Here is a 14203-nt window from a genome sequence, read left to right as displayed (position 1 = left end):
ACAGTATCGCACCGATTTTTAATTCTATACTGCGATCTAGACGTGGTTTTGATCCGCGTAGACGGCCACGAGGAGGTTATCGCGACAATCGACGACCTCGAGAGACTTTGCAAGAGGCTTAGGGAGGAGTTGCAGAGGTCCGAATGTCAATACAACTCTTGGTACATCAGGGTGCCCCCCGACAGACTCCTCGCTCTGCTGAAGAGGGTATACGTAAAGTATGCACAGGGGGTGCTCGGCGTCGGCGACGTCATATCGGAGTTTCTAGACGAGTATAAGCTGTCTAGGAGCCTGGCGAGGGTGATAACCCCCACCCTCAGCTCCCTCGGCTTGACAGCCTCTGGAAAATTCACCGCGGCGGCCGTGGAGGTCGGCAAACTGCTCCACGAGGGGAGGCTTGACGAGGCTAGGGAGAGGCTACGCTCAATATTTGCGAGAAACTGCGTGTTGAGGGAGATCATGGAGAAGGCGGCCGACTGCGCAGAGATAGAGAAAGCCGTGGTTTCTGTGCTGACGGCGTATGGAAAGAGTCTCAGATTTGACGAGGTTAAGTACACCGTGGAGCTCTTGAAAATTGCCCACCCACGTTGCGAAGACTGCAACCTGTCATGTGTCACGCCTAGGAAAATCGCCAACTGCGTCGAGAGGATAGTCCAGCTAGCCGCTCCCCACACGAGGGAGCTTTTTGAAAAGCTGGACATATCACTCCTGCCGGAGCACCTAGAGTACCTCAGAGCCGACCCGTCCACCTTTCTAATTAGCGTGAGGGGCACCGACAAGCACATAGGCAAGATAATTATCGGAGAACCTATCGAAAGCGTCCAGCTCCCCCAGTTGAAAAACTCCCTGGCCAAACTCGACGAGAAGATCGTCGAGGGCGTGTACGAAGTCTATGTAAAGATCATCCCCATACTCGAAGGAGACGACAAGTGCAAAACAATGAAGCTACTACTCGAAGTAGTACGAGGCGACTTAGAAAAGGCATCAAAAATCGTCAAGCTGACCTCCAGCTGAAGAGCCAGGTCCATACCCCTCAGTTGAATTAGCCCCCCACTCCTACCACCCCCATCGTGCCACGGCAGGTGTCTAACGCGGGGACGAGCTGGCGCAATCACAGCCACGACCTACACATGAGCGGCCGCTCCTCCGCGGCGTTCTACAGTAGGAGGCCTCGGGCGGCCCCGCCTCTATACGGAGAGGTGTGGGACAGCGCTACGCGGCGGGCCGACGCTGAGCTAGGGCCCCTTTTGAGGAATTCTACTTTACTGACGGTCTACTGTCTATGCGGTGCGTGGTTTCGAATGTCCTGACTGCAAATAGCTTTCCTTTTGTGAAGGCTCTCACCTCTACGTAGGGCGCCAGGCCGGAGGTGGCGATTTTCTGGCCTAGGACGGTGTCTATCTGGAATATACCAGTCTCGTTTGTCATGTGTACGTTGATGGCTAGGGGCCTGGTTTCGTTTGCTACGAGTTCTACCCGCTCTATAGCCAGGGCGCTCAGCGCGTGTATGTCGTTTTTCCCAGCTCTGTAGGGGTACCTAGCCCTCCCGCTGCTCATATCTGTCCCGTCTGCAATCTTGGCGCAGGCCGCCTCAAACGTGAGGCAGTTGTACGCCTCGTCGTGGCAGAACACGGCGTGCATCACCTCCTGTTTGAGCATGTACATCTTCTCTGTGTTGCCGTACACCTTCGACAGTATCTTCTCGGCTATCCTGTCTGTCAGCAAGGCGGAGTATATGGGGTGGTGTGTCCTGTGTACCGAGTTTCCAATGTCGTGTAGATAGGCGCCCATCAGCGTCACCACCATGGAGTCCTCCCAGTCGCCCACGCCGTCGGCGACGACGCTGGGCTTGAACCCCTTGTCGGCGAGAATTTTGTATATAGCCAGGGCGCTGCCAGCCACAATTCTCGAGTGGACTGGGCCATGGTCGTTGTACCGTAGCCTCTGTACGGCGAAGACGTTGGCCATTTTTAGATACGCCTGGACCTCCACATCAGACGTAAGGAGCTCCCACACCTTTCTAACCCTATCGCTGTCTGGGATAATTCTATCGATCAGCTTCACGCCAACTTCATATACAAGCTCCTTCTCCACTCTAATGGGGAGATTGACCCAATTTTAAATTTTTAATATAATCCAAAACCCATTCCCTATGTATACAACTGTATTTATCACAGCTCCAGATAGGGAGAGTGGTAAGAAAATAGCTAGGCATATTTTGGAGAGGAGGCTTGCGGCTTGTGTCAACATGTCGCCGGTGAGTTCAATGTATTGGTGGGATGGAAAGATTGAAGAGGCCGACGAGGTTCTCCTAATAGTCAAGACCAGCGCAGATAAGTTAGACGAGCTTATAAAAGAGGTGAAGTCTGTACACCCCTACCAGGTGCCCGAGATAATAGCGTTGCCCATATCGGGGGGCTACAGGGAGTATTTAAAATGGGTCGAGCGGGAGACCCATGCCTAGCGTCTTGTGGATTCTGTTCGACGGCGGGGGGGACAGGCCGAGCGGCGGAAAGACGCCGTTTCACGTAGCCTTCAAGCCCACGATAGACTACCTAACATCTCTCGGGTCGTGCGGCGTGCTTGATCCCATATCCCCCGGCGTCAGGCCTGGCTCCGACACGGCGCATTTAGCCTTATTTGGATACGACCCGTATAGGTACTACACGGGGCGCGGCGCCTTTGAGGCCCTCGGGGCAGACGTGGCGCTGAAGCCCGGCGACGTGGCATTCCGGACAAACCTAGCCACGGTCGACGACTCGGACGTGGTGCTGGATAGACGTGCGGGCCGCTACATAGCGCCCGAGGAGGCCAGGACCGTGGAGGAGTTGATGAGTAAGATAGGCGAGGAGGTGGGGCGGAGGTACGGCGTCGAGGTGTTGTACAAATCCACGGTGGAGCACAGGGGGGTTCTGGTGCTGAGAGGGGCGGTGAGCCACAAGGTAAGCGATACGGATCCGCACAAGGTCGGGGCCAAGATTATGCAGTCGGTACCTCTTGACAACAGTAAAGAGGCGGCCCTCACGGCGGAGGTGGTTAACGAAATTACGAGACGCTTCAGAGAGGCGTCTAGGGAGATGGAGGTGAACAAGGCCAGGAGGTTGCAGGGGCGTCTGCCGATAAACGCAATTCTCCTCAGGGGCGGCGGCTATATGCCGCATATAGAGCCCATCAGGGAGAGGTACAACATCAAGGCCGCCGCCATTGCGGGGGTTGCGTTAATCAGAGGCGTGGCGCGGGCGGTGGGCATGGATGTATACACAGCGCCCGGTCTCGGCGGGACGAAGGACGACGTCTTTGACAATGCGGTTAAGCTCGCCGTGGATCTCATGTCTACGTATGACCTGGTGTTTCTACACGTCAAGGGGACAGACAGCACCAGCCACGACGGGGACTTCGGCGGGAAGGTGTCTGTCATCGAGAGGCTGGACAAGGCGCTGGCTCCGTATCTAGACACCCTGTTGAAGAACTATGTCGTGGTCACCTCAGACCACGCCACTCCAGTCAGCGTGAGGGAGCACACAGGCGAGCCCGTGCCGATACTTCTCTACGGACCCGACGTCGTCGCCGACGACGTGGGGAAGTTCTCAGAGCTCACGTGTTGGAGAGGCGCCTTGGGGAGGCTGAGGGGCATAGACGTCATGCCGATTCTAGGTAGCTACCTAACCCTAACCGAGAAGTTCGGCGAGTGATCGACCTAGGCATCATCCCCATCTCTAGGCTGAGGAGGGCAATCGAGGAGGTGGGCGGCCAGATCTGGTTTTTCATAGACTTCGACCCCTTCCGAACTGTCTACACCCTGGCCCTCTGCGGGGGCTCTCCCTGCGTCGTAATCTCGGGGCAGGACATGTCGCCTATACAACTCGCGCTTGAGGAGTACCTGAGAATTGAGAGAGACGAGAGGAAAATCGCAAGCCTCCGCTACACAATCCAATATCTTCTACACAAAACTTACGGCGACTCTCCGCGAGAGCCTATTGAGTAGATGGCTCGCCAGAGCCAGCTTCTTCCTCTTCACCAAGTCGCCTCTCTTGACGGGGGCCTCGGGGTTGAAGCCCGATATCGCGATCTCCCGCGCGCCCATGTAGTAGGCCAAGTAGACGGCTCTGTCCCCGTCGGTAAATCCCGAGACGTTGGCGGTGCAGCCCACCGGCCACGTCTGCACTGTGTAGACATAGGGGCCGCGGGGGACTAGCCAGTAGTTATCTCCATGTACGTGAACCACCGCGACTCTACCCAGCCCCACGCCCTGGGGATTGAAGTCGAGGTCGCTGACGACTACGTCCGGCTTGACGCCGCGTCTCGCCAGCTTCTCGGCTGTGTAGCCCTCGACGGCAACGGTAACGTTGCCGCTTATCAGCCGCTCAAACGGCGGCATGTAGATAGCTGGGCAACACCAGTCGAAATCCCTAAGCGCCTCTATAGACTCGCCGGGGAAGCCAGCCGCCGCGCGCGTCGCCTCTAGATCTCTGTCGAAGGAGAGCTCCGGCAGTAGCCTCTTGGCTAGGGTGTAGACGTAGGTCCACTCAAGGGGGTCAAATATTACGGGTCTACACGGCACGGCCCTTGGTCTCGGGGAGGAGCCAGATGAGCGCCGAGGCCGTTGCCCATACGGCGGCGATGATTATGAGGGCCGTGGAGGAGTAGAGCGGGTAGAGCATGGGCCCAAGTATCATGCCCACCCTCGCCGCGGAGCCAGACATGCCCGTGGCGACTCCTCTCACAGCTGTGGGGAACAGCTCAGGCGTGTATGCGTATATCACCCCCCACACGCCTAGGTTGAAGAAGTTAAGCGCGAGGGCCCACACGACGAGCTCCCCCGACGCCCCGCTGTAGGTAAACAACACCGCAGAGGCGGCTGACAGGAGGAAGTACAGAGAGCCCACAGGTCTGCGGCCTAGCTTCTCCACTAGATACGCCGCGGAGAAGTAGCCGGGTAGCTGCGCCAGGGTGGTTATAAACATAAATTCGTACGTGCCCACGTAGGTAAAGCCCCTCTCCTTTACCAACATGGTGGGTAGCCAGAGAAAAGCCCCGTAGTATCCAAAGGCCAGCATTAGCCAGATGGCCGAAACAATGGAGAGCCTATACAGATCGACTTGAGGCACCGCGGCGGCACTCAGCGGTCGCGCCCCTCTGGACTCTATCCATCTCTGCGATTCGGGCAGGGCGAGGCGTATTACAAATACGTAAAAGGCGGTTAGGCTGAGGAGGACAAGCGACACCCTCCATCCAATAGACGTGAAGAGATAGAGAGATGTGGCGGCGGCTAGCACCGCCCCTAGGGACCAGAAGCTTTCTAGAAGCACCACGTTTCTCCCCCTCCTCTCCGGCGGGGAGTTCTCCGAGACATACGTCGCAACCACCGGCAACTCGCCGCCGAGCCCCAGACCCGCGAAGAACCTCACTACGGCGAATTCCAGCCACGATCTCGCCAGAGCCGCGGCGCCGGTGCCCAGGCTGTAGAGGAGGAGAGTCGCCATGAATATTTTCCGCCTGCCGAATCTATCGGCCAGACGGCCGAACAGCGCGGCGCCTATCAACATGCCCAGGTTGTTGGCGAGTATAATCAACGTCTTTCTCTGGGTATCCAGTGCCAGCTCCCCGGCGGCGGCGACCAGTAGGTAGGACAGGATCAAGACATCCCACGCGTCAAACATCCAGCCGAGGCCGCTTAAGATAATCAGCCTCGCCTCCCCCCTCACGTCGCAATTAACAACACAGCCTTTTAAAAATAACTGCTGTACAGTGCAACCTCTCCTAGGTCAACCCTTGAGCACCACCTCCACGCCGCTACCCCTAAGGAACTCGACGATCTCCGCCCTTGCCGGGTTCTTCACATTCTTCCTAAATAGAAAGACTTTTTCTACAGAAGTGACGTGTTTCCTAAAGGCGGTCTGCACGACTCCCAGCGTTATCTCCACGTACTTAGGCACCACGTGGCCTATGTCCACGTCGCCCCTCAGCACCGCGTCCGCGACCGTGACGTAGTGGAGATCCCCCACCACCATCGCCGGGGGGCGTCTCTCCAGCTCCCTGCCCGTCACCTCCTCAACCACATGGACAAGCGTCTCGACGGCTTTTCTATCTCTCCACTCCTTCTCGGTGCTACCCACCTCGATAAAAGTGGCCGACACGGCGCTGGTGTTTGGGGGGTGGTGCGTCGCCTCGAACGCGCAGCCGAAGGGCTCGTAGGCGCCTCTACATAGAGATCTGTACAGCGAAGAGACGAGGTGCGGGTGCGCCACCGAGACGTCGGGCCAGCCCCCTGGGGTGTGCACAGTAAATAAAGGCCTTGGATTAGCCATCTCGTGGCGTGAAATAAATATGGCGTGTCTGCCGAGGGATGCCAAGACCTCCTCATTACTAAACTCGGTGGGATCGCCCCTGTGAACCACGACGGGGACGTCTCTAAACTTCCTAATTTCTAAACCACCCCGCGTCTCAACCAGAGGCATGTCCGGAGCAACTTCTAAAAACGTGCGGGAGACCGGGTCGCCGAGCGAGATGACCAGGACGTACACATGGGGGAGAGCTCAGGGTATTAAAACTGCTCTGCCCACCACCACCCCCCTTTCCATATCTTCATGGGCCCTAGCCGCGTCTTGCAGTCTGTACTCGGCGTAGAGCGGCTTTATAAGCCCCCGTTTTAACAAGTCAAGCGCCTCGTATATATCCCAAGGCCTGAACGCCATACTGCCTAGGACCTTCAACTGCCTTAGTATCACCAGGGCGGGGCTTAGCGACGCCCTCTCCCCCGTCACGTTGCCTATAACCACCACACTCCCCGCCCTCCTAGCCAGCTTTAGAGAACGCTCCAGGGTGGGGCTACCCACCGTGTCGATGACTACATCGAAATCCTTGTCGCCCTCCGCCGCCACCTCTAGACCCAACTGCCTCAACACAGCCGCCTTCTCGGGCGACCTCGTGGAGATGTAGACCTCCCCTCCCCTCACCTTGGCTAGCTGTGCGATGTAGACGCCGGTGCCCCCGGCGCCTACCACGAGCACCCTCCTCCCCTCCACATCGACATGCCTAAGCGTGTAGACAGCCGTGGCGAGGGGACACGTGGCCACCACCGCGACCCTCGGGTCGACGCCGTGGAACGGGTGCGCGAACCTCGCCGGCAGCACCACATACTCGGCGTATGTGCCGTTGCGCGACTCGCCCAGCAACTCGGCGTTTCTACACAGATTTTCAAACCCCCGTCTGCAGTAGTCACACGTCCCGTCGTAAATCGCCGAGAGGAAGACCCTGTTGCCCACCACGTCTCTCTCAACGCCGGGGCCCACCTCCACAACCTTGCCAACCCCCTCGTGTCCCGGCACCACCGGAGGCTTTACATGCGGGAAAGCGCCTTTCCTCACGACGAGGTCCCTCCCGCAGACGCCAGCCGCCTCTATTTTAACAAGGACGTCGCCGGGCCCCGGGGCCGGGTCTGGCAAATCCGTATAGCGTAGCGCCTCCCGCGGCTCTCCAAATTTGACTAACTGAACAGCCCTCACCTCAACACCCCTTTATACTGCTCTCTTAGTACTTTTTTATCTATCTTGCCGGTGCCTGTAAGTGGGAGTTGTGTTGTGAAGATTACCTTGTCTGGGAGCCACCATTTAGGTATCTTCCCCGCCTCTACAAATTTCTCCAAGTGCTTAATTATGTCTTGTTCGGTGGCGGAGGCCCCCGGCTTTAGAACTACCACAGCCACCGGACGCTCGCCCCACTTCTCGTGCGGCACGCCCACGACAGCCACCTGCGCCACAGCTGGATGTGTCATTATCAAATCTTCAAGCTGAAGTGAAGAAATCCACTCCCCACCCGACTTAATTACGTCCTTCGCCCTATCTACAATTCTCACACGGCCGTCCGGTAGCCAGACGGCCACGTCGCCTGTGTGGAACCACCCGCCACGCCAAGCCTCCCGCGTCTTCTCCACGTCGCCGAGATACTCTGGAGTAACCCAAGGAGCCCTAACCACAATCTCACCCACAGATCTCCCATCACGAGGAACAGGCCTCAAACCCTCGTCAACCACCAACAAGTCAACAAGAGGAATAGGCAGACCCGTGGCTGTCAACAAGTCGTAGTACCTATCTACCTCTTTTGGAATTTCCTCGGTGGGTCTGAAGAAGCCCAGCGTAAGTATAGGCGCTGTTTCGGTCATGCCGTAGCCCACCCTCGGTATGAAGCCGGCCTCGGCGGCTTTCCTGGCAAGCTCTTTGGGCAACGCGGCGCCCCCCACCACGAATATGGGCCTCACGGCCTTGATCTTTTCGGCGTACTTTGGAAATTCGGGTGCGGTTAGCAACATGTAGAGCATCGTGGGAACCCCCGCCATTGTCTTCACCCCCTCCTCTGCGATGAGTTTAACTGTGTGGTTTGGATCAAAGCGGCCTGGATAAATCTGGCGCCAGCCCAACAAGGCAAAAGTCCAGGGAGTGCCCCATCCATGTACGTGGAACATTGGAACGAGTTGCATAAGGGCGCACTGCTCCTCTGCGCACTCCGGCCTTGCAAAGCCTCTAAAGCCGGCGAAGGCCACCGCAGTTACCAAGGTATGTAGAGTCAGCGCCCTGTGTGTGAAGTACGCCCCCTTCGGCTTCCCAGTGGTTCCACTTGTGTACCCAATAGTAGCGACCGTGTCTTCGCCTATCTCCGGGAGAGGTCTGGGCTCCCCCTGCTTAATTACGTCTTCAATTTCTGGATCTCGCGTAGCTGTGCCTAAACCGTCTGATATCTGTATATACAGCTGAACAGACTTTAGACGCGGCTTTAGCTTCTCCACGAGGGGCGCGAAGTCTCTGTGGTAAATCAACGCCTTGTCCTGCGCATGGTTTATTATATACACCAAGTCCTCGGGGGCGAGCCTCACGTTGAGCGGGTGGAGCACAGCCCCCATGCCGGGCACGGCCCAGTACAGGTCAAAATGCCAGATAGTGTTCCAGTCCAGCGTGGCGACTCTATCGCCAGGAGCTATGCCTAAAAGCCTCAGCCCATCGGCGAGGCGGAGGCTTCTCTCATATTCACGTCCATAGGTAGATCTGATGTTGTTCCCATGGGGAGGTAGATAAGCCACTTCAACATCCCCATATATCTCCTTTATATATTTCCATAAATTACTCAACGTAAGTTGGTATTTCTCCATGTGCTAAAGATTGAATTGTCTTTTAATTATTTCTTTAGACGCTAGGCTAAGACATCACTTTTATTAACAACTCGGCTCACAGCCACATGGAGTCAAGAGCCGTATCTATCCTAAGCAAGCTCATATCAATACCCACCGTCAATCCACCCGGCGAGAAATACGCAGAGCTTGTGGAGTACGCCGAGAAGTTTTTCAAATCCCTCGGACTAGAAACAGAAATCGTAGAGGTTCCTAAGGCGGAGGTGTCAAAACGCTGTGCGGAATGCGCCGACTACCCAAGGCTGATTCTACTGGCGAGAAGCGGAGAGCCAAAAATACACTTCAACGGCCACTACGACGTCGTGCCGCCAGGCCCACTGGAGAGCTGGAGAGTAACAAAACCCTTCGAGCCCCTCTACCGAGACGGGAGGCTCTACGGAAGAGGCGCGGTGGATATGAAAGGCGGGCTGACCTCAATCATGCTCGCCGTTGAGAAGGCCGTATCGGCTGGGCTGAAAAACTTCGAGATATCATTTGTACCTGACGAGGAGATCGGCGGCGAAACCGGCGCCGGCTACTTGGCGAAGTCGGGCAAAATCACGGCGCCGTGGGTCGTAATCGCCGAGGGCTCCGGCGAGGATAACATATGGATTGGCCACAGGGGATTGGTGTGGTTTATGGTGGAGGTGTATGGAAAACAGGCACACGGCTCCACTCCATGGCAGGGGCTGAACGCCTTCGAGGGGGCGGCGTACATCGCCTACAGACTACAGGAATACGCCAAGTTGATAGCCGCCAGGTCTAGTAAATATGAATACGACGATCCGAGGGGTGCCACCCCCACCGTGACAATAGGAGGAGAGGTTCGCGGCTCCGTCAAGACCAACGTGGTGCCCGGATACTTCGCCTTCTCCGTAGATCGCAGAGTGATACCAGAGGAGGATTTAGAAGCGGTGAAAAAAGAATTTATAGATTTCGTCGAGCGCGTGGCCAAGGAGCTCCCCCACAGAGTCGAGGTGAAGGTGACCAACGTCTCCGAGGCCGCGTTGGTGGAGCCCAGCCACCCACTCATCGAGGCCCTCTCGGCGTCTGTAGAGGAGGTAATCGGGAGGAAGCCTAGGAGGACAGTCTGCATCGGCGGGCTAGACGCGAGGTTTTTCATAAAGCAGGGAATCCCCACCGCAACCTACGGGCCGGGCCCCATAGGCCTCGCCCACGCCCTAGACGAATACGTGGAGATGCGCCAAGTGCTAAACGTAGCCGAGGCCTACTACAGGCTAATAAAGCGGCTGAACGCCAAGACCTAGCGCCGCCTCCGCCGCTCGAAGTACCTAACCAGCTCCTCCTCTGTCAAGTGGTATCTCGTCAGCGGCCTCCCAATAGGCATTATGTACAGCGGCGTCTCCTCAGCCGACAGGTCGAGTATCCTAGCCACCTCCTCGTCGTAGAAGGCGCCCACCGCCACGGTTCCAAGACCCATGGCAGTGGCTTGGAGGTAGACGTTCTGGCCGGCGTGGCCCAGGTCCATGGGGACATACCTAACGCGCCCCCTCTCGCCGTAGACCCTCACAGTGCGGCTGTAGACAGCGGTGAAGACCAGCGAAACCGGCGCCGTTAAGACCCAGATCTGCTCAAGCGCCGCGTGGTAAAGCTCCCTTCTATAGTCACCCTCCTTCCTCAGCGAAATGGCGTGGGCGTGGGGGTCGTAGTGATACACGCCGGGGGTTAGGAAGCCGCCCTGCGCCTCGACGCCGCGTTCTCCCACGACGGCGTATAGCTCCAGGGGGTACTGCGCACCGGCGCTAGGCGCCGTCCTCAGTCCGTAGGTTACTTCAGAGATGCCGTACGCCGCCCAGAGGATCTGCCCCAGCTCCTCTAGCGTCAGCGGCTCCTCCCTAAACTCTCTAACCGACCTCCTATTTGCCAGAGCCTCTTCAACAGAGATCGAGCCGCGTAGCTTTGGGTAAGGCAGGGCAATTATCTTTTCGCCTCTTGCTGTGCCTTTCTTCACATCCGTATGAGATACATGAAAATAAATGGCTAGTGAAGATGTCGAGGCGGCTAGGACGCCGGATAGAAATCTGCCGAGGGGCGTAGCCACGAGGAATTTTAAGAAGCCGCGTCTGAACACTTCTATGTCTGGGAGAATAGCTATAAGCTTTTACGTCTTGGACGTAACCGCGGTTTTACTAATGGTGTTTGGCCTCCTCTCAGCCCTCTCCGGCCTCTGCCTCGTAAAGCCCGAGCTCGTTGAGAGAGCCACCCTCGGCCTCCTAAGCGGGTACGCTGTGTGTTCAAGACTTCATCTAGACTGGCCAATACTCGCAACAATACTCACCGCCGTTGTCCACGGCGTCGCGGGGCTTGATGTCTGGTTTTTGAGAATGGGGAGGGACTTCTGGTGGCTCTGGTTTCTCGGGCTGGCAGTGGCGGCGTGGCTTATATACATCTACCTAGGCTGAGGCATGGGATGTACACTTTCTGCTCTCCTGGCGTCCCGGAGAACGAGGCCCTGAGACGCCTAGTGGCCCCTCGGGGGAGGAAGCCGCCCGGAAGGTTAACGCAGTTCCTTCTCCAGACATATATTAGACACAGCGTTGCCCCGTAACCCCTTCGGGGACGGAGTGAGCCTCGGTTAGCCCATGTGTGCTAAACTGTCCTTAGAGTATGTATTTTCAAATAGTGGTGCCTTGTGGTTTGGGGATGTTGGAAAGGCGGCGTATATGGTCAAGTCCTTGCGCCAGTCAAAATCATGTTTTGAAGACGTGAAGCGCGAGCTGGGTATCGATATGGTTTTGGTAACCTGCGTCGAGGTTGAGAAGAGGTGCCGCGGCAGACGGAGGAGGCACTTTAGAGATCGCGGGAGGAGGTCAGGAACTTGTTAATAAATTTCATAGGCGTCAAGGCATTGAAGCTTGGATTGAGGGAGTGCCGCTGGGAGAAGTGGAAAACCGTGCCCATGTCTGTGATGTTGTCAGTCGTCTCGACGCTATACGGCACCGGGATATACATAAACTCGCCCCTTCTAAAACCTGCAGTCGTTTGTCAACCACCATGGCGCATTTCATGCGGCGTAAGTGGGCGGAGATTGATAAGATGGGAGATGTGCTAGCCAGTGTTGTGGTGGAGACGTACTGAAAAGTGTAGTGTAAGATCTGGCTATTATCTGCGGCGCTCAAGACGCGTCCATTTCTCTGCTAGGTGGAGGTAGTCAAAAATGACCATTCCTTGCTGATTTCTAAATCCCCGGTGGAGGAATAAAGGAACCGCGTTAAATTTTTAATTACCTCTCTACATTTGTTGTTATATTATTGAACACACACATGGCCTTCAGCACCGCGGTGGGCTTCTTAGCGTTGCTCTACTTACTAGCTGTCCCGCCCACGTACGCGTTGGCAACAGCCGCAATACTCTCCTTCATAAACCCCCTCATTGACTTCTATGGCCATGAACGTGGCAGGCGTAGCCCCCGTACCCACGAGCCTCTACACGCAACAGTCTTGGGGGCGGTTACAGGCGGGTTCCTGGGATTGGTGTTTGCAATCGCTCTCCATGTTGCGCCTTGGGCCTCGGCGGTGGTCGGAGCTATCGAGGCCCTCTCCCACCTCTTACTAGACGCATTCACGGAGCATGGGATATACGTTAGGCGCAATGGGAGGTACGAGAGATTTGCATTTGCGCATCTTAGACACAACGATCCGATGGCTAACGGGCTAACGACGATGTTCTCACTCCTCGCAATCATCGCCGGTTTCCTCCATTCTCCACATCCTTAATATGATCCCGCTGATTCGCGAGCGCCTTTACCATTCCCTTATACAATTTTCTTGAGTTGATATCGTATATGTATTCTTCGACTTACTTGAAGATGAGGTTTTTGACGATGAACGATCCCTTCTCCCCATGGTTATGTTGTATGAGCGATACTACATCTGGAAAAGCCAAAGGAGCTTAAATAACGCTCCCTCTAGAGAGCCATGGGGCTACGCGGAGAGTGGCGCGCCGTACAGGAGGCCTACAGAAAAATCGCCGAGATGTACGAAAGGGCCAATAAAGTAGCCACCCTTGGCAACGTAGACAGGTGGCGGAGAGAGGCGGTTACCCTCTTCCTAAGCCTAAATGGCAAGACGCCGCTTAAAGTCCTAGACGCCGGCGCGGGTCCCGGAAACATGGCGACCCACCTAAAGACTGAGAAGTACGTCGTTGCTCTAGACGCGACGCCGGAGATGCTGCGCCCCAACACCGTTGCAGACGACAGGGTCGTGGGGATGTTTGAATACATGCCGTTTAGAAGCGGTTGCTTTGACTTGTTGCTGGCGGGCTACTCCCTACACGCCGCCACAGACATCGAGAAGGCCGTCGCGGAGTTTAGCAGAGTGGCGGAGTTCCAAGTGGTGGTATCGATAGGAAACCCCGACAACAGGTTTGTGAGACGCCTCCTACGGCTCTACGCCAAGCATCTATTGCCTAGGCTGGTGTGTCTAGTGGCGCCGCCTGAGGTGTGTAGGGAGTATGGGAAGATATATACAATCATAACCTCAATCCCGCCAAATTCAAAACTTAGAGAAATTGTAGAGAAATACTCCTCAATAATTATCTTTAGAGAGAAGGGGCTTGGCTCGGTGTACATATACATATCGAGGTCAACTAAGATCGCCTAGGCTCCCAGACGGCGATGTAATACGGCATATATCTGAGATATCTTTTCACTAGCTCGTATCCAGCCGCCCTCAGAATCTGCTCGACGCCTTTCCAACTCAGCACGTGTTTAGCACCCATGGCGGTGACCATCGCCACTAAACCCGGCGTCGACTCCACCACCTGCTGGCCAACTAGAAGCTTCCCGCCAGGCCCCAGTAGCGTAGATATGCAACTTAGCTCTTTCACGGGGTCTATCAGCCAATACAGAGTATGAAGTAGAAGAGCCGACTCGACGCCGTTGGGGGCGTGGCGCCTCGCTATTTTTACGGCGTCGCAGGCGGTGGTGGCGTGGTAGATACAGACAACCCCACTGCACTCCCCCGGCTTGATGCGTAGCGAGCCGGCGGCCATCTCTATGTTATCCCGCCGGTAGTCAAAACC

The 14203-nt window shown here is 56.3% G+C and carries 17 protein-coding genes and 1 pseudogene; 10 read left to right on the top strand and 8 right to left on the bottom strand.

Translation table 11 applies throughout. From position 1 onward, the window contains the following. Positions 1-42 precede the first annotated feature (42 nt). A complete protein-coding gene (locus tag ACP5J3_RS05400) occupies positions 43-1014 on the top strand; it encodes a hypothetical protein (protein WP_428494734.1) in 972 nt (323 codons plus the stop codon). 243 nt (positions 1015-1257) lie between these two features. On the opposite strand, the gene ACP5J3_RS05395 is transcribed toward ACP5J3_RS05400, so the two are convergent. Further along, positions 1258-2094 carry an HD domain-containing protein gene (locus ACP5J3_RS05395; protein WP_263242974.1) on the bottom strand — a complete coding sequence of 279 codons (837 nt, stop codon included), beginning with the start codon at positions 2092-2094 and terminating at the stop codon, positions 1258-1260. 58 nt (positions 2095-2152) lie between these two features. On the opposite strand from ACP5J3_RS05395, the gene cutA reads away from it, so the two are divergent. Genes cutA through ACP5J3_RS05380 form a run of 3 tightly spaced genes read left to right on the top strand, consistent with a single transcriptional unit; the run spans position 2153 to position 3985 of the window. Then, positions 2153-2464 (top strand): divalent-cation tolerance protein CutA, encoded by a 312-nt coding sequence (gene cutA, locus ACP5J3_RS05390; RefSeq protein WP_263242976.1) that lies wholly within the window; start codon positions 2153-2155, stop codon positions 2462-2464. Beyond that, positions 2457-3692, top strand: a complete 1236-nt coding sequence (locus ACP5J3_RS05385) for a 2,3-bisphosphoglycerate-independent phosphoglycerate mutase (protein WP_428494732.1) — start codon at positions 2457-2459, stop codon at positions 3690-3692. Before cutA ends, ACP5J3_RS05385 begins: the two co-directional genes overlap by 8 nt. Then, positions 3689-3985 (top strand): hypothetical protein, encoded by a 297-nt coding sequence (locus ACP5J3_RS05380; RefSeq protein WP_428494731.1) that lies wholly within the window; start codon positions 3689-3691, stop codon positions 3983-3985. The genes ACP5J3_RS05385 and ACP5J3_RS05380 overlap by 4 nt, the downstream gene beginning before the upstream one ends. Here the strand turns inward: ACP5J3_RS05380 and ACP5J3_RS05375 are convergent. From ACP5J3_RS05375 to ACP5J3_RS05355, 5 genes are all read right to left on the bottom strand, one after another. Next, positions 3941-4561 (bottom strand): 6-hydroxymethylpterin diphosphokinase MptE-like protein, encoded by a 621-nt coding sequence (locus tag ACP5J3_RS05375; protein ID WP_428494730.1) that lies wholly within the window; start codon positions 4559-4561, stop codon positions 3941-3943. The genes ACP5J3_RS05380 and ACP5J3_RS05375 overlap by 45 nt on opposite strands. Beyond that, positions 4551-5660 (bottom strand): MFS transporter, encoded by a 1110-nt coding sequence (locus ACP5J3_RS05370; protein WP_428494733.1) that lies wholly within the window; start codon positions 5658-5660, stop codon positions 4551-4553. Before ACP5J3_RS05370 ends, ACP5J3_RS05375 begins: the two co-directional genes overlap by 11 nt. Before the next feature lie 105 nt (positions 5661-5765). Continuing rightward, positions 5766-6524 carry a D-aminoacyl-tRNA deacylase gene (locus tag ACP5J3_RS05365; RefSeq protein ID WP_428494729.1) on the bottom strand — a complete coding sequence of 253 codons (759 nt, stop codon included), beginning with the start codon at positions 6522-6524 and terminating at the stop codon, positions 5766-5768. Between the two features lie 12 nt (positions 6525-6536). Continuing rightward, a complete protein-coding gene (locus ACP5J3_RS05360) occupies positions 6537-7505 on the bottom strand; it encodes an alcohol dehydrogenase catalytic domain-containing protein (protein ID WP_428494728.1) in 969 nt (322 codons plus the stop codon). After that, a complete protein-coding gene (locus tag ACP5J3_RS05355) occupies positions 7502-9142 on the bottom strand; it encodes a long-chain-fatty-acid--CoA ligase (protein WP_428494727.1) in 1641 nt (546 codons plus the stop codon). The genes ACP5J3_RS05360 and ACP5J3_RS05355 overlap by 4 nt, the downstream gene beginning before the upstream one ends. A gap of 86 nt (positions 9143-9228) precedes the next feature. On the opposite strand from ACP5J3_RS05355, the gene ACP5J3_RS05350 reads away from it, so the two are divergent. Then, positions 9229-10428 carry a M20 family metallopeptidase gene (locus ACP5J3_RS05350; RefSeq protein ID WP_428494726.1) on the top strand — a complete coding sequence of 400 codons (1200 nt, stop codon included), beginning with the start codon at positions 9229-9231 and terminating at the stop codon, positions 10426-10428. Here the strand turns inward: ACP5J3_RS05350 and ACP5J3_RS05345 are convergent. Continuing rightward, a complete protein-coding gene (locus ACP5J3_RS05345; RefSeq protein WP_428494725.1) occupies positions 10425-11252 on the bottom strand; it encodes a SagB/ThcOx family dehydrogenase in 828 nt (275 codons plus the stop codon). The two genes, ACP5J3_RS05350 and ACP5J3_RS05345, sit on opposite strands and share 4 nt — an antisense overlap. Between ACP5J3_RS05345 and ACP5J3_RS05340 the strand changes: the two genes are divergently transcribed. The 5 genes from ACP5J3_RS05340 to ACP5J3_RS05320 all read left to right on the top strand — a co-directional run bounded on the left by ACP5J3_RS05340 (position 11158) and on the right by ACP5J3_RS05320 (position 13782). Further along, a complete protein-coding gene (locus ACP5J3_RS05340; protein WP_428494735.1) occupies positions 11158-11583 on the top strand; it encodes a hypothetical protein in 426 nt (141 codons plus the stop codon). The genes ACP5J3_RS05345 and ACP5J3_RS05340 overlap by 95 nt on opposite strands. Positions 11584-11811: 228 nt before the next feature. Next, complete coding sequence (locus ACP5J3_RS05335) at positions 11812-12006, top strand: hypothetical protein (protein ID WP_428494724.1); 195 nt, start codon at positions 11812-11814, stop codon at positions 12004-12006. Between the two features lie 23 nt (positions 12007-12029). After that, entirely contained in the window at positions 12030-12233 is a 204-nt protein-coding gene (locus ACP5J3_RS05330) for a hypothetical protein (RefSeq protein ID WP_428494723.1), read from the top strand. A gap of 199 nt (positions 12234-12432) precedes the next feature. Then, entirely contained in the window at positions 12433-12897 is a 465-nt protein-coding gene (locus ACP5J3_RS05325) for a DUF1286 domain-containing protein (RefSeq protein ID WP_428494722.1), read from the top strand. Between the two features lie 201 nt (positions 12898-13098). Beyond that, positions 13099-13782 (top strand): class I SAM-dependent methyltransferase, encoded by a 684-nt coding sequence (locus ACP5J3_RS05320; RefSeq protein WP_428494721.1) that lies wholly within the window; start codon positions 13099-13101, stop codon positions 13780-13782. Here ACP5J3_RS05320 and ACP5J3_RS05315 read toward each other — a convergent pair. After that, positions 13769-14203, bottom strand: a pseudogene (locus ACP5J3_RS05315) (hypothetical protein); the annotation flags it as partial. The gene ACP5J3_RS05320 and the pseudogene ACP5J3_RS05315 overlap by 14 nt on opposite strands.

The sequence above is a fragment of the Pyrobaculum sp. genome, assembly GCF_049971835.1.
Classification (GTDB): Archaea; Thermoproteota; Thermoprotei; order Thermoproteales; family Thermoproteaceae; genus Pyrobaculum.
Note: the sequence above shows the minus strand (reverse complement) of the source record. Positions and strands in the feature narration are given on the sequence as shown.

What these genes read in the sequence shown, in the direction of transcription:
- cutA (WP_263242976.1), top strand. Translation starts at nt 2,153, where the DNA reads ATGTATACAACTGTATTTATCACAGCTCCAGATAGGGAGAGTGGTAAG.
- ACP5J3_RS05385 (WP_428494732.1), top strand. Translation starts at nt 2,457, where the DNA reads ATGCCTAGCGTCTTGTGGATTCTGTTCGACGGCGGGGGGGACAGGCCG.
- ACP5J3_RS05370 (WP_428494733.1), bottom strand. Translation starts at nt 5,660, where the DNA reads ATGTTTGACGCGTGGGATGTCTTGATCCTGTCCTACCTACTGGTCGCC.
- ACP5J3_RS05355 (WP_428494727.1), bottom strand. Translation starts at nt 9,142, where the DNA reads ATGGAGAAATACCAACTTACGTTGAGTAATTTATGGAAATATATAAAG.
- ACP5J3_RS05350 (WP_428494726.1), top strand. Translation starts at nt 9,229, where the DNA reads ATGGAGTCAAGAGCCGTATCTATCCTAAGCAAGCTCATATCAATACCC.
- ACP5J3_RS05340 (WP_428494735.1), top strand. Translation starts at nt 11,158, where the DNA reads ATGGCTAGTGAAGATGTCGAGGCGGCTAGGACGCCGGATAGAAATCTG.
- ACP5J3_RS05320 (WP_428494721.1), top strand. Translation starts at nt 13,099, where the DNA reads ATGGGGCTACGCGGAGAGTGGCGCGCCGTACAGGAGGCCTACAGAAAA.